Raw genomic sequence first — 19,760 nt, 5'->3', positions numbered from 1 at the left:
AACCGCCGGGACAGGAGGGTTAAACCAGCCTCAGGCCGTTCTGGAGCAAGCCACCCTGAACAGGGACCAGCCAGGGCCCGGAGGCTGTTAACCCCCAAGAGGGGGCAGCCCTCGCCCTGCCCCCTTTACCGGCGGGCGCGGTAGCGGCGGATCAGGGCGTTGGTGGAGCTGTCGTGCCCCAGTTCCGGCTCGGCCTCGCCCAGTTCGGGCACGATGCGGCTGGCCAGCACCTTGCCCAGTTCCACGCCCCACTGATCAAAGGAATTGATCCCCCAGATAGCCCCCTGCACAAAGACCTTGTGTTCGTACAGCGCGATCAGCGCGCCCAGCGTGTGTGGGGTCAGGCGGTCAGCCAGGAGGGTGTTCGTGGGGCGGTTGCCCTCGAACACGCGGTGGGGCGCCAGGTCTGGGGCCACGCCCTCGGCCAGCACCTGGGCGTGCGTCTTGCCAAAGGCCAGGGCCTCGGTCTGGGCGAACACATTCGCCATCAGGAGATCGTGGTGCGACGCTCCGCCGGGCTGGGGCAGGGGGTTCAGGGTCTGGCAGAAAGCGATGAAATCGCAGGGAATCAGCTTCGTGCCCTGGTGAATCAGCTGATAAAAGGCGTGCTGGCCGTTCGTGCCCGGCTGGCCCCAGACCACCGGCCCCGTCTGGTAGTCCACCACCTGACCGCCCAAGGTGACCGATTTGCCGTTGCTTTCCATGTCCAGCTGCTGCAGGTACGCCGGAAAGTAGGCGAGGTACTGGTCATAGGGCAGCACCGCGTGCGTCTGGGCGCCGAAAAAGTTGTTGTACCAGACCCCCAGCAGCGCCAGCAACGCGGGCAGGTTGCGCTCCAGCGGCGCCGTGCGGAAGTGCTCGTCCATGTCGTGAAAGCCCGCCAGCAGTTCGCGGAAGGGCGCGGGGCCCACCGCGATCATCAGGCTCAGGCCAATGGCGCTGTCCAGCGAGTAGCGCCCGCCCACCCAATCCCAGAAGCCGAACATGTTGGCGGTGTCAATGCCAAAGGCCGCCACCTCCCTGGCATTGGTGCTCACCGCAACGAAATGCCGCGCCACCGCCGCCTCGTCCCTCAGCGCCGCAAGCAGCCACGCGCGGGCCGAGCGGGCATTGGCCATCGTTTCCTGGGTGGTGAAGGTTTTGGAACTCACGATGAACAGCGTTTCTTCGGCCCGCAGGTCGCGCGTCTTTTCCACCAGATCGGTGCCGTCCACGTTCGACACGAAGCGCACCGTCAGGTCGCGCTGGGCGTAGAACTTCAGCGCCTCGTAGGCCATCACCGGCCCCAGGTCGCTGCCCCCAATGCCAATGTTGACGATGTTCTTCAGCGGCTTGCCTGTATGGCCCAGCCAGCGGCCCGCGCGCACCTCTTCGGCGAAGGCGCTCATGCGGCCCAGTACCTCGTGGACCTCGGGAACCACATTGTGCCCGTCCACCGCCACCGCCGCGCCCTGGGGCTGGCGCAGAGCGGTGTGCAGCACGGCGCGGTCTTCCGTCACGTTGATCTTCTGGCCGGCCAGCATGGCGTCTCGCCGCTCTTCCACCCCCGCCGCCCGCGCGAGGTCGCACAGCAGTTCCAGGGTCTGAGCGGTAACGCGGTTCTTGCTGTAATCCAGATAAAGGCCCGCGCCCTCGGCGCAGAAGGTCTCGCCGCGCGTGGGGTCGGCCTCAAACAGCTCGCGCAGGTGGGCGGCTTTCAGTTCGTCGTGGTGTTCCTGCAGGGCCTTCCAGGCGGGGGTGGTTGTGATGCTCATCGTGCGGCTCTCCCTTCAGGCAGGCGAATACAGCCGTGCCTCTGGCGCCCGCGAGCATACCGGCTGCGCACAGGCGCCCGCCCAGGGGCTGTCCACATGCGCGCTTCACCAAACGCTCAATTCGTCAGAGAATTGTGCGAAGTCGCTCCCTACCCTGTAGGTATGACCAGGAAGGCCAGGGACGCGGATCAGTCGACGTGGGGGGCGTGGGGCACGCCTTACCTGAACGGCGACGCACGGCCTCACACGCCCCAGCCGGCGCCGCAGACCCCAGCTGCTCAGACCCCAGCTGCCCAGCCCCCAACCGTGCAGCCCCCAGCCGCCCACCACGCGGGCCCGGCCAGTGCCCGCTCGACCCTCGCCGGGCCCCCCGAAGCCGCCGCGCGGCCCCTGTCTCCCGAGGCCCTGCGCCGCGCCATTCAGGCCGAGGAGCAGCGGCAGGTGTTCGCCCTGCTGGGCCGCCTGCGCCGCAGCCGGGCGTCCTGACCAGCCGGGGAGGGCCGCCCCGTCACCGCTGCCCCTCAACTCATCCTGTCTACGCGGCCCCTTGCTTGTGCAGGGGCCGCGCGTGTTGCTGCGCTGCAACAGGGCCCCCGGCCACAGTTCCTCACCCTCACCTTTCTTCCAGCAGTCTTCGCCGCCCCGGCACTTCACGAATGCTCGGGGCGGCGTTCCGTTTGACAGGCCGCTGCCCCTTCCAAAGTGCGCGCAGGCGCGCTTGAATGCGTCTGTTGCATCCCCAGTTTGCCTTTGCCTGCCGCTCTGGCGCCGCGCAGAGGCCCCTTTCGCTGCCTTATCCAGACCGGAGTGTCCCCATGACTGCCCCCCAAGCTGCCCCCCAGTCCCTTCAGGCCCTGCACGAGCGCGACGTGGTGATCGTATCGGCCGTTCGCACCCCCATCGGCGCCATTCGCGGCGCCCTGTCGTCCGTGCGCCCCGATGACCTGGCCGCCCTGGTGATCCGCGAGGCCGTGGCCCGCGCGGGCGTGCCCGCCGACCAGATTGAAGAGGTCATTTTCGGCTGCGCCAACCAGGCCGGCGAGGACAACCGCAACGTGGCCCGCATGGCCGCCCTGCTGGCGGGCCTGCCCGACACCGTGGCGGGCCTGACGGTCAACCGCCTATGCGCCAGCGGCCTCTCCGCCGTGAACACAGCGGCGCGCGCCATCCGGGCCGGCGAGGGCGACGTCTACGTGGTGGGCGGCGTGGAAAGCATGACCCGCGCCCCGCTGGTGATGCCCAAGGGTCCACAGGCCTTTGCCAACGGTAACGTGACGGCCTATGACACCACCCTGGGCTGGCGCTTCCCCAACCCCGCTCTAGAAGCCCTGTTTCCGCTGGAAGCGATGGGGGAGACGGCCGAGAACATTGCCGAGCGCAGCCGCGAGGGCGCCTACGCAGGCGGCGAGATCACCCGTGAGGCCCAGGACGCCTTCGCCCTGAACAGCCAGCGCAAGGTGGCCGAGGCCTTGAACGCCGGGCACTTTAAAAGCCAGATCGTGCCCGTGGAGGTGAAGGGCCGCAAGGGCGTCACCGTCGTGGACACCGACGAGCATCCCCGCGTGAAGAAGGAGGGCGACACCTACGCCCTGGCCACCGATGAAGCCACCCTGCAGGGCCTCAAGCCGGCCTTTCGCAAGGGGGGCAGCGTGACCGCCGGCAACGCCAGTGGCCTGAACGACGGCGCGGCGGCCCTGGTGCTGATGTCGGCCGCTAAGGCGCGCGAACTGGGTCTGACCCCGCTGGCCCGCTGGGTGGGCGGCGCCTCGGCCGGTGTGGACGCACGCGTGATGGGTCTGGGCCCCATTCCCGCCACCCGCAAGGTGCTGGCGCGCACCGGCCTGAGCGTGGCCGACCTGGACCTGATCGAGCTGAACGAGGCCTTTGCCGTGCAGGCGCTGGCCTGTATCCGCGAACTGGACCTGCCCGAGGAGAAGGTGAACGTGAACGGCGGCGCCATCGCCCTGGGGCACCCGCTGGGCATGAGCGGCGCCCGCCTGATCGTGGCCCTGACCCACGAACTGGCCCGGCGTGAGGGGCGGTACGGCCTGGCGACCCTGTGCGTGGGCGTGGGCCAGGGTGAGGCCGCGATCATTGAACGGGTGGAAGCATGAAAAGCGTCCCCGTGATCACCCCACAGGAGGCCGCCGCCAAGGTGCGCAGCGGCCAGACCCTGCTGGTGGGCGGCTTCGGCATGACCGGCAACCCGGTCCACCTCGTGCACGCGCTGGCCGACACCGACGTGCAGGGCCTGACCTACGTGGCGAACAACGTCTCTGAACCGGGCCTGAGCGGCGGTCGCCTGCTGCGCAACCGCCAGATTGCCAGGGCGGTGGGCTCCTACTTCACCTCCAACCCCGAAGCGGTCAAGGCCAACCAGGAAGGCTGGCTGGAGGTGCACCTTCTGCCCCAGGGCACGCTGGCCGAGGCGCTGCGGGCCGGGGGCGCCGGGCTGGGCGGCTTTTACACCCCCACGGCCGCCGGCACCCTGATCGCCGGGGACGCCGACGTGCGCACCCTGAATGGGCAGGAGATGATCTTTGTGCCGGCCCTGCGCGGCGACGTGGCCTTTGTGCGCGCGTGGCGGGCCGACACGGCGGGCAACCTCCAGTACCGCCTGACCGAGCAGAACTTCAACAAGGCGATGGCCACCGCCGCCGACCTCGTGATTGCCGAGGTCGAGGAAATCGTGCCAGTGGGGACCATTGCGCCCGAGCAGGTGCACACGCCGGGGCTGTACGTGGACTATCTGGTGCAGGCGCCGCTGCTGCCCGAACACCTGGGCTCCAGCGCCAGCGTGAAGGGCAGCGCCAAGAAGGTGGACGAGGCCCGCCTGAACATGGCCCGCCGCGCCCTGAAGGAACTGAAGCGCGGCGACGTGGTGAACCTGGGCATCGGCATCCCCACGCTGGTGGCGGACCTGATCACCCCGGAACACGGCGTGAACCTGCACACCGAAAACGGCATGCTGGGCGTGGGCCCTGCCCCCGAAGACGGCGGCGCGCTGGATTACCCGGTGAATGCGGGCAAGATTCCGGTGACCGCCCTGCCCGGCGCCAGCTACTTTGACAGCGCCGACTCCTTTGCCATGATCCGGGGCAAGCATGTGGACGTGGCCGTGATGGGCGGCCTGCAGGTGGACGCCTGCGGCAACCTGGCGAACTGGGCGGTGCCCGGCAAGCCGCTGCTGGGCGTGGGCGGCGCGATGGATCTGGCCAGCGGCGCCCGGCGCCTGATCATCACCATGAGCCACACCGACCCCGACGGCACGCCCAAGATCGTCCCCGAGTGCACCCTGCCCCTGACTGCACGCGGCGCGGTGGACATGGTGATCACCGACAAGGCGGTCTTTGAATTCCGGGGTGGCGTGCTGACCCTCACCGAGCTGATGCCCGGCGCCACCCTGGACGAGGTGCGGGCCGGCACCGGCGCGGCGTTTGTAGAGGCGCTGCAGGGAGAAACAGCGCCGGTGTAGACGCTGCGTGATCAGAAAGGCCGGGCAGAGGGTGGCCCGGCTGTTTTCATGCTGGCCGGAGGCGGGTGGTTCGCATTCCTTTGGGCTGGAAACAGGTTCTGGCACAGACCCCGTGGCCCCAATGCGGCGGCGCGCCGGCCCAAGCAGAACGCCCCAGCGAACCTGAAAACAAGTACATGTGCGCCGCGTCAACCGGTGTCCAGCGGATGCCAGAAACCCCTGTCTGTGACAGGCAGAGAAGGGTGGCTTGCGGGCCACCCTCTTCTCCGGACTGACGGTTAGCCCCGCTCGCGCAGCGGCGTATCTGGGTTCAGGGCCCCGTACATCAGCAGGCTGAAGCGCTCCTGCCAGTCGCGCAGCACCTCGCGCTGGTCGCGGTGGCCGCCGTGCAGCAGGGCCAGAATAAAAGCGTCCACCAGCAGCATGCTCAGCAGTTGGGTGTTGGCTTCTGGGCGCAGGCGGCCCTGGGCCTGCATGGCCAGCAGCACGGGCTGCACCAGCGCCGCCAGCGTCAGGGCGGTCCGCAGGCCGTCGCCGGGGCGTGCAGGCGCATCGGTGCGTTCACCTGGGGATTCGGGGGGGGCGCCCAGCACGGCCTGCCCCACCGCGCCCACGAGGTGCCGGTAGCGCACGCCCAGGTCGGCCATGCGGGCCGTGACCTTGTCCCAGACCAGTTGCGGGTTGGCCCCCGCCTTCAGGCGTTCCAGGGCGTCGTCGCGGCTGGCCTGCACCGCCTTTTCAAAGTGGGCCAGCAGCATGTGCACCTTGCTGGGAAAGTAACGGTACAGGTTGGTTCGGCTCACATACGCCGCGCGGGCGATGTCCTGCGCGCTGATCTCTTCCAGCCCACTGCGGGCAAACAGCTCAAAGGCCGCGCGGGCAATGCGCTCGCGCCGGGCCTCGTCCTGTTCGTGGCGGTCCACCTTCACGTGCCCAGTGTACCGCCGTGCCGGTCGCGCCACCATGAAAGGGGCCTTCACCCGCTTGGGGGGGCGCCGCTCCACTCCGGAGCATACCCCGGAAGACGCGGCGGGCGCTGTAAGGTGCTCGCATGACAGTCTCATGACCCCGGGCCTAGAGTGGGGGCACCGGAGCGCAACCCCACCCTCCGGGAAAAGGAAGAGGTGAAAGCCGTGCACATCTATAAGCTGTCGGGCCGGAACGTCGAAGTGACTGATGCCATGCGGGACTACGTGGAGGAAAAGCTCTCCCGGCTGGACCGTTTCAACGACCAGATTACCGACGCGCGGGTGACCCTCACCGTGCGCGACGTGCGCGACGCCGCCCGCCGCAACCGCGTGGAAGTGCAGCTCAACGTGCCCCACGGCATTATTCGCGCCGAGGAGCACCACGCCGACATGTACGCCGCCATTGACCGCGCCAGCGACGTGCTGGAGCGCCAGCTGCGCAAGTTCAAGACCCGGTACCTCAAGCACCGCCACGACGCCGCGCCCCAGCCCGAGCCCGGCCCGGCCGAGGCCGATGTGGAAGCCGGCCTGGACGATGTGAGCGAATTCCAGCCGGAAATTGTGCGCCAGAAGCGCTTTGAGATGCGCCCCATGAGCCCCGAGGACGCTGTGGCCCAGATGGAAGCCCTGGGCCACGATTTTTACGTGTTCATGAACATGAAAACGGGCATCTGCGGCGTGGTCTACCGCCGCAAGGACGGGCACTACGGCCTGATTGAACCCAGCGCCTGAGCGTGGGGCCTGGGCGGGGGGGCGCGCGGTCCTGTGGGGACGCGCCCCCCCCCGCCCACGCACCGGGTCTGCTACGCTGCGGCCGTTGTGATCGCCCACGTGATCAATCCGGGCAGCAGCGGGGTCAAGCTCGCCTGCGCCACCCTTGAGCCCAGCGCGAACCCCGCGCTGCCGGGGCAACTGCGCCTGCAGCTGACCCGCGCGGAACTGCCGCTGCACGCGCCCCCCACGGCTGGGGCCGTGCCCGCGCTCACCCAGGCCATCATGGCCCTGACCGCTGACTGGCCAGCCCCACACGCCGTGGTGGGCCGGGGCGGCTTTATTGGCCGGGTCCCCACCGGGACCTACCGCGTCACCGAGGCCCTGGCCGCCTACGCCGTGCAGGGGGAGGGCGCCCAGGAGCCCCCCAACCTGGGCGGCCCGCTGGCGCTGGCGCTGGCGCAGGTGCGCGGCGTGCCCGCCTTTATCGTGGACCCGCAGAGCGCCGATGAACTGCTGCCCGAAGCCCGGCTGACGGGCCTGCGCGGCGTGCGGCGCCGGGGCGAATTTCACGCGCTCAACGCCCGCGCAGTGGCCCGGCGCGCCGCGCACGAGGTGGGCAAGCGCTTCCACGAGGCGCGGGTGGTCGTGGCGCACCTGGGGGCCACCACCAGTGTGACCGCCTTTGACCAGGGCCGGGCCATCGATACCACCGGGGCCGGCGCTGATGGCGGCCCGCTGGGCGCCATGCAAAGCGGCCCGGTGCCGGCGCGCGCCCTGCTGCGTCTGGGGGCCGATCTGGGCGAGCGCGCCCTGACCCACCTCGCCAGCGAGGGGGGCTTTCTGGCGCTGACGGGCAGCGCGAACCTGCGGGACCTCGAAGCCCGGGCGCCCAGCGATCCAGACGTGCAGGCGGCCATGGGCGCCTTTGTGCACCAGGTGGCCAAGGCGGTGGGCGAGCAGACCGGCGCCCTGAGTGCCCGCCCCGACGCCCTTGTCCTGACCGGCGGCATTGCGCGCTGGGACGAACTGATGGACCGCATTGAGCGCCGGGTGGCCTGGATCGCGCCGGTGTTTATCATTCCCGGCGAGGTGGAACTCGAAGCCCTGGCCGAAGGCGCGGGGCGCGTCCTGCTGGGCCTGGAAGCGGCGCGTGACTGGACCCCGCCTGGGGGGGGCCGTGGCCCGGCGTAGGCCCCTGCGTGCCCCGGAGCCCATCCGCGCCACCAGCATGTGGCGGGTGGATCAGGTGTTTCTGGCTCGGCGTGGCCTGCGCGTCGAGGTCACGTGTTCTCTGGTGAACGACCAGGGCGGCCTGCGCAACCTCTCGGTGACGGCCCCCACCGAGGACCCGGTGGCCGCCATCCGGCACGCGGCGCGCTTTATCGCGGGCAAAGGCAACGTGAGCGGCGCCCGGCAGGCGCGGGTGCGCTGGGCGCGCGAACAGGCCACCACTGAGCAGGACGCCCTGATCCGCGACCGCCTGCTGGAAGACGAGTTTCTGGACGAGTTTGAAGAGACGCTGGCGGCCGTGCGCGACCAGCAGCGGTAGAGGGGCGCGGGTCAGCCCCGGGCTTTGTGGGGCCGCCGCCGGAACAGGCCGGGGCGCCCCTGCTACACTCCGCCGGTGAGCGAACCCCACGTCCCCTCGCCCGCCGCGTTTCCCGAGCCCCGGTTCATTCTGGGGATTGACACGTCCTGCGACGACACAGGGGTGGGCATTGTGGAACTGTGCGGCGGGGCCGTGCAGGTGCGCGCCAACCGGGTGTGGTCCCAGACAGTGCATGCGCAGTACGGCGGCGTGATGCCCGAGCTGGCCAGCCGCGAGCACGTGGAGCGCATTGACGCGATTGTGGGCGAGGCCCTGTCGGAAGCGGGCCTGGACCTGGCCAGCATCAGCGCGGTGGCCGCCACCTCGGGCCCGGGGCTGGTGGGCGCCCTGCTGGTGGGGCTGATGTACGGCAAGGGGCTGGCCCAGGCGCTGGATGTGCCCTTTTACGCCGCCCATCACCTTGAAGGCCACATTTACGCGGCAGCCAGCGACGCCGAGCTGCGCCCGCCTTACCTCGCGCTGGTGGTGAGCGGCGGCCACACGCACCTGTTCGACGTGCCCCGCGACGGCGAATACGTGCTGATCGGCGCCACGCGCGACGACGCGGCGGGGGAAGCCTTTGACAAGGTGGCCCGGCTGGCGGGCCTGGGCTACCCCGGCGGCCCGGCCATCTCGGCGGCGGCGGGGCGCGGCAACCCGGACGCGGTGCCGTTCAAAGAACCCCTGAAGGGCCAGAGCGGCTTTGACTTCAGCTTCAGCGGCCTGAAAACGGCGGCCCTGCTGGCCCACCGGGCAGGTGCCGCCCCCGACGATCTGGCCGCCAGTTTTCAGCGCGCGGCCGTGCAGACCCTGGTCAAAACCACCGTCCGCGCCGCCGAGGTCACCGGGCGCGGCACGGTGGTGGTGTCTGGCGGGGTGGCCGCCAACCGGGCCCTGCGTGAAGCCTTCGCCGCTACGGGCCTGCACGTGGTCTTTCCGGGCCCGGGCCTGAACACCGACAACGGCGCCATGATCGCCCTGGCCGCCGCCGCTGCCATCCAGGCCGGGCGCGCCCCCAGTGCGCTCAGCGAGGGCGCGGTGGCCTACGCGCCGCTGGCGGGGGGTGTGGGTCGTGGGCTGTAGGATGTAGGGAACAACAGAAAAGAACAGCAAAGGGCCCGGCCGCTGTTGCGCCGGGCCCCTGGTTGTCCTACAGCCCACACCCTACGGCCTCCACCCCTCTTTAAGCACTCGCTTTGGTGGCCGCCCGCGCAGCCTTGGCCTCCTGGGCCAGCTGGCGGCGCAGGATCTTCATGGCGGCCGTCTTGGGCAGTTCGGCGCGGAACTCCACGCTGCGGGGCACCTTGTAGGCGCTCAGCAGCCCCTTGCAGTGGGCGATCAGGTCGGCTTCGGTGGCGCTCTGGCCGGGTTTCAGGGCCACCACAGCGTGCACGCTCTCGCCGCGGTACTCGTCGGGCAGGCCCACGGCCGCCGCTTCCAGCACCGCCGGGTGGGTCATCAGGGCCTCTTCCACCTCGCGGGGGTAGATGTTAAAGCCGCCCGCGATAATCAGGTCCTTCTTGCGGTCCACAATGCGGAAATAGCCCTGCTCGTCCATCACGGCCATATCGCCGGTCATCAGCCAGGTCTTGCCAAACGCCTCGCGCAGCGTTTTGGCGGTTTCATCGGGGCGCTGCCAGTAGCCCTTCATGATCATGGGCCCGGCCACCCACAGCTCGCCCACCTCGCCCGGCTGCACCGGCTGGCCACTGTCGTCCACGACCACGGCGTCCACGCCCGGCATGGGCAGGCCGATGCTGCCTTCTTTCTGGTTCCCGAAAATGGGGTTGGTGTGCGTGATGGGGCTGGCTTCGGTCAGCCCGTAGCCCTCCACCAGATTGGCGCCGCCCGTGATCTCCTTGAAGCGCCGCGCGGTTTCCAGCAGCAGCGGCGCGCTGCCGCTGATACAGGCGCGAATAGAGGTCAGGTCGTGCTTGGGCGTGTCGGGGTGGTTGTTGATGGCGTTGTACAGCGTGGGCACGCCGGGAAACAGCGTGGCCCCCGAGGCCGTGATCTGCGAGAGCACCATCTTCAGGTCGCGCGGATTGGGCACCAGCGCAATGGTCGCGCCAATCAGGATGCTCAGGTTCATGGCGACCGTCATGCCGTACACATGGAAAAACGGAATGGCCGCCAGCGTCACCTCCTGCCCCTCGCGCAGATCGGTCATCCAGCCCCGGGCCTGCTCGCAGTTGGCCACGAGATTGCGGTGGGTCAGCATGGCGCCCTTGGGCACGCCCGTGGTGCCGCCGGTGTACTGCAGCAGCGCCACGTCTTCGGGCGCGCTCTTCACCGGTTGGGGGCTGGGGGCCTGCGAGGCCACAACCTTGCCCATGGCCAGCACCCGCTCGGCGTAGGGCACCTTGACCCAGGTGCCTTCCTTGCGCGCCTTGACCGGGTACAGCAGGTTCTTGGGAAACGGCAGGGCGTCTTGCACCCCCGTGACCAGCACCCGCTTGACCGGCACGCGGCCCGCCACGGCGGCGTAGCGGGGATAAAAGGCGTCCAGCATCACCAGGGTTTCGCTGCCGCTGTCGGTAAGCTGGTGCTCCAGTTCGCTGGAGGTGTACATGGGGCTGGTGTTGACCGCCACGCCCCCCGCCAGCAGCGTGCCGTAAAAGGCCACCACGAACTGCGGCGTGTTGGGCAGCATGATGGACACCCGGTCGCCGGGCCTCACCCCCAGCTTCTGCAGCGCCGAAGCAAAGCGCTGGGCGTCTTGCCACAGCTGGCGGTATGAGAGCTTGGCCCCCAGAAAGGTCAGGGCGGTGCGGTCAGGGTACTTGCTGGCGGTGCGTTCAAGCAGCTGCGGCAGGGTCAGGCCGCTGGGCACAAAGTGCTGCGGCACACCCGCTTCGTAACGGCTGAGCCAGGGACGGGCAAGGGGCTGGGTCATGGGGCGCTCCTGTGGAGAAGGGGAGAGGCCCGGGGCGGCGGGAAGGGCACCGGGGCGCTGCGGCCAGTGGGCGGATGAGCCGAAACTGAAATTGAACTCAGTATAAGCTAAACCGGGCAAGGTTCAAGAATTTCACCCTATGCCCCGGCTGGGGGAAGGGGGGGCGCGGCTGGCACACTGGGGCCATGCCTGAATTGCCACAGCTGGATCATGTTGCGTACCTGAAAGAAGCGCTGGCGCTGGCCCGTCAGGGGCAGGCGGCGGGCAGCGCGCCCGTGGGGGCCCTGCTGGTCAGTGCCCAGGGCGAGGTGCTGGCGCGCGGCCACAACCGCGTGGGGCAGGCGCAAACCGCCGACCATGTGGGCGGCGCCAGCGTGGCCCACGCCGAGATGGACGTGTTTTTTCAGGTGGGCAAGCTGGAAGACCCCGAGACCCTGACCCTGTACAGCAGCCTGGAGCCCTGCCTGATGTGCGGCGGCGCCAGCGCGCTGCTGGGCGTGGGGCGCGTGGTGTGGGCCACCGCCGATCCCTGGGGCGGCTCTGGGCGCCTGCTGCGCTGGGAAGACCACCCCGCCATGCAGCAGACCCAGGTGGTGCCCACCCCCGACCCCGCGCTGGAACGCGAGGGCGCCCTGCTGTTTGCCCCCGAAGCCAAGCGCGCCTTTCCAGAAGAAGGCTGGGCGCTGTGGCAGGCGCGCTACCCCGAAGAAACCCAGGGGCTCTGAGCGTGCCGGGCGTGCTGGTGGTGGGCAGCCTGAACGTGGACCTGACGGTGGCCGCCCCGCGCATTCCCGCACCCGGCGAAACGGTGCTGGGCGGCGAGTTGCAGGTGTCCCCGGGCGGCAAGGGCGCCAATCAGGCGCTGGCGGCAGCGCGGGCTGGGGCGTCAGTCTCACTGGTGGGGGCGGTGGGCCAGGACGCTTTTGCCGCACAGGCCCTGCACCTGCTGCAGGCGGCGGGCGTGAATCTGGAGGGTGTGCGCGCGGTCCCTGGCGCCACTGGGGTGGCCCTCATCACGGTGGCCTCGGGCGGTGAAAATGCCATCACAGTGGCCAGTGGCGCCAATGCGGGGCTGGAAGCGGCCCACCTGCCCAGCGACCTGAGGCCTTACAGCCACCTGCTGCTGCAACAAGAGTTGCCCCCGGCTGTGACGCTGTCGGCGGCCCAGCGCGCCCGGACGGCAGGCCTGCGGGTGCTGCTGAATGCGGCCCCCAGCCGGGACACGGCGCCCGAACTGCTGGCGGCCACCCATCACCTGATCGTCAACGAGCACGAACTGTCGGCCCTGGCGGGCGGTGAAGGCGAGGTCGGCGTGCAGGCCCGCGCCCTGCTGGCCCGGGGCCCGGAAGCCGTAACGGTGACCCTGGGCGCCCGGGGCAGCGTGACCGTGACCGCCGGAGCGACCCACGTCCTGCCCGCGCACCCGGTGGCCGTGACCGACACCACCGGGGCGGGCGACACCTTCTGCGGGGTGCTGGCCGCCCGCCTGCAGTCGGGTGATCCTTTGCCCCACGCCCTGCACTGGGCAGGCGTAGCGGCGGCCCTGGCCTGCACCCGGCGCGGCGCCCAGGCCGCCATGCCCCTGTGGCCCGAGGTTGAAGCGGCCGGGGCCGCCACGCGCCCCACCGCCCCCATGCCCTAGCCTGGGCCCATGCGTTACCGCACCTTCACCGAGCACGATTACGAGGCCCTGCAGGCCCTGGACCTGAACGCGCAGCGCGGCGCCGACCCCGCCTTCGACACCCTGCCCGAGCGCGAACGCGATGGCCGCCTTCACACCAGCCTCGCCGCCCTGAAGTTCTACGAGCGCAGCGAACATTCCTTCGTGGCCGAACTGGGGGGCGACCTGCACGGCTTTGTTTTTGCGCAGTCGGTGTGGCAGGGGGACCGCCCCATTGTGCTGGTGCGTACCCTCAGCCTGAACCCCGGGGCGGGCCCCGAGGTGGCCAGCGGACTGCTGCACGCCGTGGTCAAGAGCGCCTACGACACCGCCGTCTACGAGGTGCATTTTCCCCTGCCCCCGGCACTGGTCGGGGCGGCGGCGCAGGAGGAAGCGGTGGTGACCGGGCAGTACGCGGTCTGCCACCTGGGCACCCGCGCCAAGACCGCCCCCGGTGAGCGGTTGGCTCCACAAGACTGAGCAGGCGGTGGCGAGCAGGGACAGCGGCTTCATGCGGGCGTGGGGGATGGACCCTACCCGGCGCCCCGTTTCCTTAGCGCGGCTCCGGCTCGCTTAGGCATTTGGTCAACCGGCCTCTTCGCGCACTGCCCCCATTCGGGCATCTGGGCCCAGACCTCGCGCCGGTATACTGGGCGGCATGACGAACAAAGCCACCCGCGTACTGCTGGGCGTGCGCGGCATGAGCCGCGAAGCCGGCACCACCGTTTCCGAAGCCCTGGCTGCCCTGCCTGGGGTGGTCAAGGCCACGCCGGACGAAGGCCAGATTGAAGTGCACTACGACCCCTCGCAGCTGACCGTCATGGACCTTGTGCGCGCCGTGCGCCGTCAGGGGTTCCTGGCCGGCATGCTCTAAGGCCCCGTGGCCCTGGGCTACGTGGGGGTGCTCACCATCCGGGTGGAGATGCCCTGGGTGGGCAACCTGAAAGAAAAACGCGCCCTGGTGCGCCCGGTGGTGGAACGCCTGAAGGTCCGTTTTCCTCTCACCGTCGCGCGCCTGGACGGCCTGAACGCCCACGACTGGGAAGTGATCGGCGTGGCGACCATCAGCAACGATTACGGCTGGGTGGAAGAAACCCTGCGCATGGCCGCCGATTACATTGCCAAGGAAGGGCCGTACCGCGTGACCCATGAAGAGGTAAGCATCACCCCTCTGGGCGACGGCGAGGACCCCGACGAGGACGATCCGGCGCTGGATTAGGGCGCAGGAACAGCAGGCAGAGTCTTGACGGGCTCTGCTTCTTTCGTGGGCTAAAGGGGAGGTCCGTTCGGTAGGTAACACCGAGTGCCGCGTACGCCCTTGTTGGTCCGAGGGAGACGAAACGCCTTGGGTTTTCCCTTTCAAAGCGGAACCCAGAGTCGCCCCGGGTTTTCCCTTCAACGTCTGCAAGGCGAACGGAGTAGGTGGCCGAGAAGGACAGCGGCGCCTACGGAATGGGGGCCGCCTTTTGACTGTAGGAAGGAAGTGGCAGTCGCTCTCAGGCGCAGCGCCCGTCTGCACCTCCTGGCCTTCCGCCTGACCCGCAGGCCGTACCTTGACAGGCATGACCCCCACCCTCGTGATCGTGCCCGGCCTGGGCGACAGCGGCCCCGACCACTGGCAGACCCGCTGGCAGCACAAGTTCGGCGCCGCCCGCGTGCGCCAGGACGACCCGGACCAGCCCACCCCCGGGGCCTGGGCCGCGCGGCTGCAGGAGACCATTGAGGCCACGCCGGGCGAGCTGATTCTGGTGGGCCATTCGTGTGGGGTGCTGACCATCGTGCACTGGGCCGCGCAAACCGGGGGGCATGGGCGGGTACGCGGCGCCCTGCTGGTGGGCCCCACCGATGCCGAGGCGCCCCAGACCGCAGCCCTGTACCCGGCGGTGCGCGCCCTGGCCCCACTGCCCCTGACCGAGCTGCCCTTCCCGGCGCTGGTGGTCGCCAGCGAGAACGACCCCTACACCACCTTCGCGCGTGCCGAGGAGCTGGCGGCGGCCTGGGGCGCCGAACTGGTCTCGGCAGGCGAGGCGGGGCACATCAACGTGGCCAGCGGCCACGGCGACTGGCCCGAGGGCGAGGTGCTGCTGTCCGAGGCCCTGCACGCCTGGACCCCTCCTGAAGTCGTGCGCTTCTGAACCAACCGCCCCAGGCCACAGAAAGCCGCCCCCGCACCGTACGGCGGGGGCGGCTTTCTGTGCGGCTTAGGCGCTGGCGATCTCGGCGCTGTGCTTGTCCAGCAGGGCTTCAAACGCGCGCTTGGGCTGGGCGCCCACCACGCCTTCGACCGGCTGGCCGTCTTTAAACAGGATCAGGGTGGGGATGCTCATCACGCGGTACTGGCCCTGGGTGACGGGGTTTTCGTCCACGTTCAGTTTGGCGATCTTCACGCGGCCCTCGTACTGGCTGGCCAGTTCCTCGATCACCGGCGCAATGATGCGGCAGGGGCCACACCAGGGCGCCCAGAAGTCCACCAGGGTCAGGCCCTGACCGATTTCGTCCTTAAAGGTGCTGTCCGTGAGTTCCACAGGCTTCATGCTCCGACTATACGCCTGCCTCCTGGGCACCGGATATGCCGCGCATGGACAGACCGCTCACCTCTCGTTTAACCGCTGTGACCTGGCGCTCAATTGCGCGCAGGGCCCAAGGCCAGGGTACGCTACCGGCCATGTCGGACCCCCCATTTCGCGCGGCCCTGGAGCGGGGCGCGGCCCTCTTCGCCGCCGGGCACTGGTGGGAGGCCCACGAAGCCTGGGAAGCGCCGTGGCTGCTGGCCCGGGGCCCGGACCGCGCCTTCCTTCAGGCCCTGATCCTGCTGGCCGCTGCCCTGCACAAGCGCTGGCACCACGGCAGCACGGCGCACCGCAACTTTTACAAGGCCGAGCGGTATCTGGACACCCTGCCTGCCGCTTACGCCGGGGTGGACCTGCAGCGGCTGCGAACCGAGGTGTGGGCCGCGCTGCACGACCCCACGCTGCGCCCGGCCTTCCACCCTCAACCTGGGCAGGCTGACCCGGGTTGACCTGTTTCCAGCCCCACCGCTCACGGGCGAGGTCCAGCCTATAGGGGGCGATCAAGTATCCTGGGGCCCGCGAGCCTCAGGCTTCGCTGCAGAGGGCCCGGAAAGCCGCGCCCCGGCTGCACAGGAGAATGAAACAAATGGAACGTATTGCACTTTTTATTGATGGCGCCAACGTGTACGCCGCCGCCAAACGCCTGGGCTGGAACTTCGACCACCGCAAGATTCTGGATTACTTTGCCGCCCAGGGCACGCTGCACAACGCCTTTTATTACACCGCCGTGCCGGTGCCCATGGACGACAAGCAAAAGCGCTTCACCGACGCCCTGACCTACATGGGCTACACCGTGCGCACCCGCCCCCTGCGCGAAATGACGGATGAAAGCGGCGAGGTGTCGCGCCGCGCCAGCCTGGATATTGAGATCGTGACGGACCTGCTGCTGACCAGTGACCGCTACGACACGGCCGTGCTGCTGACCGGCGACGGCGATTTCGAGCGCCCGGTGGAGGCCCTGCGCGCCCGGGGCAAGCGCGTGGTGGTGGCCTGCATTGCCGAGATGACCAGCTACGAGCTGCGCAACGCCGCCGATCAGTACGTGGATTTCAAGGACATTCGTGAGCAGGTGGAGCGGCCCGGCTACCGCCTGCCCAGCACCCAGCGCGGCGAACCCCGTCCCTTTTACGCCTCGGCGGCGCTGAGTGACCCCGATGACCGCTAAGCCGCACGCCGCGCGCCTGCCGGTGGCGCTGGACGCGATGGGCGGCGACCACGGCCCCGCCCCGCTGGTGGAGGGCGCGGTGCAGGCGGCGCGCGCCGGGGTGAGCGTGCTGCTGGTCGGTGACCGCGTGAAACTGCACGCCGAGCTGGGCAAGCATGCTGGCAGCGCCAACCTGCCGCTGGAGGTTGTGGAAGCGAGCGACGTGATCGGCATGGACGAGCACGCCAGCGATGTGCGGCGCCGCACCGGGGCCAGCATCAACGTGGCCACCCGGCTGGTCAAGGAAGGCCGGGCCTGCGCGGCGGTCAGCATGGGGCACAGCGGCGCCACGATGGCCTCGGCGCTGCTGACCCTGGGGCGGGTGCGCGGCGTGGAGCGCCCCGCCATCCTCACCCATTTGCCGGCCAGGGGCGGCTTTACCACCCTGCTGGACGTGGGCGCCAACGCCGACGTGAAAGCCAGTTACTACGCGCAGTGGGCGCAACTGGCCACTGTGTACCTGCGGGTGGTGGAGGGCCGCGAGGCGCCCACGGTGGGCCTGCTGTCCATTGGCGAGGAAGACCACAAGGGCAGCGCGCTGGTGCTCGAAGCGCACGCGCTCCTGAAGGCCTTGCACGGCCAGGGCATTCACTTTCACGGCAACGTGGAGGGCCGCGACATCTTCCTGAACACCACCGACATCGTGGTGACCGACGGCTTTACCGGCAACGTGGTGCTAAAACTGGCCGAGGGCGAAGCCAAGGTGCTGTTCGGCTGGGTGCGCGAGGCCCTGACGAGCACCGTAAAGGCCAAGCTGGGCGCCCTGCTGGTGCGCGGGGCCCTGCGCGGTCTGGCCGAGCGCATGGACCCCAGCACCTACGGCGCCAGCCTGCTGATCGGCGTGCGCGGCCTGGCCTTTATCGGCCACGGCAGCGCCGATGCCCGCGCCGTGAAAAACGCCCTGCTGCGGGCCGAACGCGCCCATGAGGCCGACCTGATTGCCCGCCTGGACGCGGCCATGGCGCAGGTGACCCCCGCCTGAGCTGAGCGGCCCAGGCCAGCGGGGGCCAGCAGCGCCAGGGGGATAACCTCTCGGCGCCGCCTTTCATTTCCATTCATGAAACCGAGGGGCCACGCACTAAGGTGGTCGTCATGCTGGCTGAACTGAGCATTCAATTCACGAAACCCCAGGTCTGGCTGGGCCTCGCGCTGACGGCGCTGGCCGCTTACGCCATCTACCGCTTTGGCCGTACGCTGATCCGCGCTCTGGAGCCGCACGTGCCGACCTCGCTGCGCCCGGTGCTGCGGGTCGCGTGGGGGCTGGGGGTCGCCGTGGGGTGGCTGGCGGTGGCCACCTTTGTGGCGTACCTGCCCAGTGTGCCGGTGCTGTTCGAGCTGGGCCGCGAGATCACCAGCGGGTTTCGCCACACCGCCGGGCAGCTGCTCGTGGTGCTGGCCCTGGCCCTGATTGCCTGGAACCTGATCGGGGCGCTGACCGGCCGCATCGTGCCCGACGAGGAATTCAACCGCCGCACGGTGCGCGTGCAGACCCTCAAGGGCGTGGTGGAGAGCACCTTGCGGGTGGTGGTGGTGATCATTGGCCTGATTGCCGCCCTCCAGGCGCTGGGCGTGAACGCCACCAGCTTGCTGGCCGGGGTCTCGGTGCTGGGGCTGGCGGTAGGCTTTGGGGCCCAGAGCCTGATCAAGGACGTGTTCAACGGCTTTTTTATCCTGCTGGAAGACCAGTACGGCGTGGGCGACGTGATCACGGTCAACACCGGGCTGATTACCGGCACGGTGGAGCGCCTGAACCTGCGCGTGACCGCCCTGCGCGCCCTGGACGGCACGGTGCACATCGTGCCCAACGGCCAGATTCAGACCGTCAGCGTGAGCAGCAAGGACTGGTCGCGGGTGGTGGCCACCGTGGACGTGACCTACAACGCCAATATTGACGACGCCCTGCGCGTGCTGGAAGCGGTCAGCACCGAGTTGTACGAGTCTGAAGAGTGGAAGGGCTTCTTTCTGGACGCCCCGGAGGTGCAGGGCGTCACGCAACTGGCGCCCGACGGCGTGACCCTGCGCGCGCTGTTCAAGGTGCAGCCCAAGAGCCAGTACGCCATTGGCCGCGAGTTCAACCGCCGGATCAAGATCGCCATGGACGAGGCGGGCATTGAGATTCCTTTCCCGCAGCGCAGCCTGAATTTTGGCGGCGCCCCCATTGAAATCAAGCTGACCCGTGAGGACCTGCGCGCCGACAGCCGAGGTGGCCAGGACCGTACTCACGCCCCCGTCAAGCCCGCCGAGACCCGCGACCCGGAAGAGGGGGAGGGCATGAACACCTGAAGGCGAGACGGAGGGAGGAAGAGGAGCTTTCTGTCACTCAAGCCCAGGTTGAACGAGCGCCGCGCTGTGCTAAATGACACAGCGCGGCGCTCGTCTGCCGTTGTTCACCCCGGCAGGCTGGCGGGGGCCGGCGTTGCAGGGGGCAGGGGCTCCAGCGCATGGCCTTGCAACAGCGCAGTGAATTCCTCGCCGCTCAGGGTTTCGCGGGCCAGCAGCACCGTCACGATCTCGTGCACGCGGGGCAGGTGCTCGCGCACCAGGGCCACGGCGCGGGCGTAAGCGGCGTCCAGCAGGGCGCGCACCTCCTCGTCCACGGCAAAGGCGGTGGCCTCGCTCATGGGCAGGGGCTGGGGGCCGCCGCCCAGGTAATCGCCTTGGTCGGTGGCGAGCGCCACCTTGCCAATGCGCGCACTCATGCCCCACTCGGTGACCATGCGCCGCGCCAGGGACGTGGCCTGCTGAAAATCGTTCTGCGCGCCCGTGGTCACGTCCCCGAACACCACGTCCTCGGCGGCGCGGCCCGCCAGGGCGACCGCCAGCATGTCCTCCAGGGCCGGGCGGGTGACGTGCAGGCGGTCGTCGGCGTCCGGCATCATGTAGCCCGCCGCGCGGCCCCGGGGCACCACGGTCAGTTTGGCGACCCGGTTG

At 69.4% G+C, this 19,760-nt stretch carries 21 protein-coding genes and 1 pseudogene; 17 read left to right on the top strand and 5 right to left on the bottom strand.

Annotated elements, in window-relative coordinates; translation table 11 throughout:
• Positions 1 to 125: 125 nt before the first annotated feature.
• Positions 126 to 1,754 carry a glucose-6-phosphate isomerase gene (gene pgi / locus K7W41_RS07165; RefSeq protein WP_224606263.1) on the bottom strand — a complete coding sequence of 543 codons (1,629 nt, stop codon included), beginning with the start codon at positions 1,752 to 1,754 and terminating at the stop codon, positions 126 to 128.
• 162 nt (positions 1,755 to 1,916) lie between these two features.
• Here pgi and K7W41_RS07160 point away from each other — a divergent pair, with 162 nt between their 5' ends.
• The 3 genes from K7W41_RS07160 (at position 1,917) to K7W41_RS07150 (ending at position 5,229) form a co-directional block, all read left to right on the top strand.
• Positions 1,917 to 2,240: a hypothetical protein gene (locus tag K7W41_RS07160; RefSeq protein WP_224606260.1), complete on the top strand. Its 324-nt coding sequence runs from the start codon at positions 1,917 to 1,919 to the stop codon at positions 2,238 to 2,240.
• 329 nt (positions 2,241 to 2,569) lie between these two features.
• Positions 2,570 to 3,868, top strand: a complete 1,299-nt coding sequence (locus tag K7W41_RS07155; RefSeq protein WP_224606257.1) for a thiolase family protein — start codon at positions 2,570 to 2,572, stop codon at positions 3,866 to 3,868.
• A complete protein-coding gene (locus tag K7W41_RS07150) occupies positions 3,865 to 5,229 on the top strand; it encodes a 3-oxoacid CoA-transferase (RefSeq protein ID WP_224606254.1) in 1,365 nt (454 codons plus the stop codon). Before K7W41_RS07155 ends, K7W41_RS07150 begins: the two co-directional genes overlap by 4 nt.
• Before the next feature lie 278 nt (positions 5,230 to 5,507).
• Here K7W41_RS07150 and K7W41_RS07145 read toward each other — a convergent pair whose 3' ends face one another.
• Positions 5,508 to 6,158 (bottom strand): TetR/AcrR family transcriptional regulator, encoded by a 651-nt coding sequence (locus K7W41_RS07145; protein WP_224606251.1) that lies wholly within the window; start codon positions 6,156 to 6,158, stop codon positions 5,508 to 5,510.
• Positions 6,159 to 6,362: 204 nt separating this feature from the next.
• On the opposite strand from K7W41_RS07145, the gene hpf reads away from it, so the two are divergent.
• The 4 genes from hpf to tsaD all read left to right on the top strand — a co-directional run bounded on the left by hpf (position 6,363) and on the right by tsaD (position 9,582).
• The gene (gene hpf / locus K7W41_RS07140) at positions 6,363 to 6,929 is read left to right on the top strand and encodes a ribosome hibernation-promoting factor, HPF/YfiA family (protein WP_224606248.1); all 567 of its coding nucleotides are present in this window, start codon (positions 6,363 to 6,365) and stop codon (positions 6,927 to 6,929) included.
• 87 nt (positions 6,930 to 7,016) lie between these two features.
• On the top strand, positions 7,017 to 8,102 hold the full coding sequence (locus tag K7W41_RS07135; protein WP_224606245.1) for a butyrate kinase: 1,086 nt from the start codon (positions 7,017 to 7,019) through the stop codon (positions 8,100 to 8,102).
• Complete coding sequence (locus K7W41_RS07130; RefSeq protein WP_224606844.1) at positions 8,089 to 8,460, top strand: hypothetical protein; 372 nt, start codon at positions 8,089 to 8,091, stop codon at positions 8,458 to 8,460. Before K7W41_RS07135 ends, K7W41_RS07130 begins: the two co-directional genes overlap by 14 nt.
• A gap of 75 nt (positions 8,461 to 8,535) precedes the next feature.
• On the top strand, positions 8,536 to 9,582 hold the full coding sequence (tsaD, locus tag K7W41_RS07125; protein ID WP_224606242.1) for a tRNA (adenosine(37)-N6)-threonylcarbamoyltransferase complex transferase subunit TsaD: 1,047 nt from the start codon (positions 8,536 to 8,538) through the stop codon (positions 9,580 to 9,582).
• A 100-nt stretch (positions 9,583 to 9,682) separates the two neighbouring features.
• On the opposite strand, the gene K7W41_RS07120 is transcribed toward tsaD, so the two are convergent.
• Positions 9,683 to 11,395: a long-chain-fatty-acid--CoA ligase gene (locus K7W41_RS07120; RefSeq protein ID WP_224606239.1), complete on the bottom strand. Its 1,713-nt coding sequence runs from the start codon at positions 11,393 to 11,395 to the stop codon at positions 9,683 to 9,685.
• A 185-nt stretch (positions 11,396 to 11,580) separates the two neighbouring features.
• Between K7W41_RS07120 and K7W41_RS07115 the strand changes: the two genes are divergently transcribed.
• The 6 genes from K7W41_RS07115 to K7W41_RS07090 all read left to right on the top strand — a co-directional run bounded on the left by K7W41_RS07115 (position 11,581) and on the right by K7W41_RS07090 (position 15,190).
• Positions 11,581 to 12,120, top strand: a complete 540-nt coding sequence (locus K7W41_RS07115; protein ID WP_224606236.1) for a nucleoside deaminase — start codon at positions 11,581 to 11,583, stop codon at positions 12,118 to 12,120.
• Positions 12,121 to 12,122: 2 nt separating this feature from the next.
• Positions 12,123 to 13,037, top strand: coding sequence for a ribokinase (locus K7W41_RS07110; RefSeq protein ID WP_224606235.1), 915 nt, complete (start codon positions 12,123 to 12,125; stop codon positions 13,035 to 13,037).
• 9 nt (positions 13,038 to 13,046) lie between these two features.
• Complete coding sequence (locus tag K7W41_RS07105) at positions 13,047 to 13,535, top strand: DUF1999 domain-containing protein (protein WP_224606233.1); 489 nt, start codon at positions 13,047 to 13,049, stop codon at positions 13,533 to 13,535.
• A 178-nt stretch (positions 13,536 to 13,713) separates the two neighbouring features.
• Positions 13,714 to 13,929 carry a heavy-metal-associated domain-containing protein gene (locus tag K7W41_RS07100; RefSeq protein ID WP_199188377.1) on the top strand — a complete coding sequence of 72 codons (216 nt, stop codon included), beginning with the start codon at positions 13,714 to 13,716 and terminating at the stop codon, positions 13,927 to 13,929.
• A gap of 6 nt (positions 13,930 to 13,935) precedes the next feature.
• Complete coding sequence (locus K7W41_RS07095; protein ID WP_224606231.1) at positions 13,936 to 14,274, top strand: DUF503 domain-containing protein; 339 nt, start codon at positions 13,936 to 13,938, stop codon at positions 14,272 to 14,274.
• Between the two features lie 343 nt (positions 14,275 to 14,617).
• Positions 14,618 to 15,190 carry an RBBP9/YdeN family alpha/beta hydrolase gene (locus K7W41_RS07090; protein WP_224606229.1) on the top strand — a complete coding sequence of 191 codons (573 nt, stop codon included), beginning with the start codon at positions 14,618 to 14,620 and terminating at the stop codon, positions 15,188 to 15,190.
• Positions 15,191 to 15,256: 66 nt separating this feature from the next.
• On the opposite strand, the gene trxA is transcribed toward K7W41_RS07090, so the two are convergent.
• On the bottom strand, positions 15,257 to 15,619 hold the full coding sequence (gene trxA / locus K7W41_RS07085; RefSeq protein WP_224606227.1) for a thioredoxin: 363 nt from the start codon (positions 15,617 to 15,619) through the stop codon (positions 15,257 to 15,259).
• A 101-nt stretch (positions 15,620 to 15,720) separates the two neighbouring features.
• Between trxA and K7W41_RS07080 the strand changes: the two genes are divergently transcribed.
• From K7W41_RS07080 to K7W41_RS07065, 4 genes are all read left to right on the top strand, one after another.
• Positions 15,721 to 16,074 carry a DUF309 domain-containing protein gene (locus K7W41_RS07080; protein WP_224606224.1) on the top strand — a complete coding sequence of 118 codons (354 nt, stop codon included), beginning with the start codon at positions 15,721 to 15,723 and terminating at the stop codon, positions 16,072 to 16,074.
• Between the two features lie 137 nt (positions 16,075 to 16,211).
• Positions 16,212 to 16,790: a LabA-like NYN domain-containing protein gene (locus K7W41_RS07075; protein ID WP_224606223.1), complete on the top strand. Its 579-nt coding sequence runs from the start codon at positions 16,212 to 16,214 to the stop codon at positions 16,788 to 16,790.
• Positions 16,780 to 17,811: a phosphate acyltransferase PlsX gene (plsX, locus tag K7W41_RS07070; protein ID WP_224606220.1), complete on the top strand. Its 1,032-nt coding sequence runs from the start codon at positions 16,780 to 16,782 to the stop codon at positions 17,809 to 17,811. Before K7W41_RS07075 ends, plsX begins: the two co-directional genes overlap by 11 nt.
• A 110-nt stretch (positions 17,812 to 17,921) precedes the next feature.
• On the top strand, positions 17,922 to 19,112 hold the full coding sequence (locus tag K7W41_RS07065; RefSeq protein ID WP_224606217.1) for a mechanosensitive ion channel family protein: 1,191 nt from the start codon (positions 17,922 to 17,924) through the stop codon (positions 19,110 to 19,112).
• 104 nt (positions 19,113 to 19,216) lie between these two features.
• Here the strand turns inward: K7W41_RS07065 and K7W41_RS07060 are convergent.
• Positions 19,217 to 19,760 (bottom strand): annotated as a pseudogene (locus K7W41_RS07060) (ATP-dependent zinc metalloprotease FtsH); the annotation flags it as partial.

Origin of the sequence: Deinococcus multiflagellatus, from assembly GCF_020166415.1 — a bacterium.
Taxonomy (GTDB): Bacteria; Deinococcota; Deinococci; order Deinococcales; family Deinococcaceae; genus Deinococcus; species Deinococcus multiflagellatus.
The sequence above is the reverse complement of the archived record's forward strand: the minus strand, read 5'-3'. Positions and strand labels throughout refer to the sequence as shown.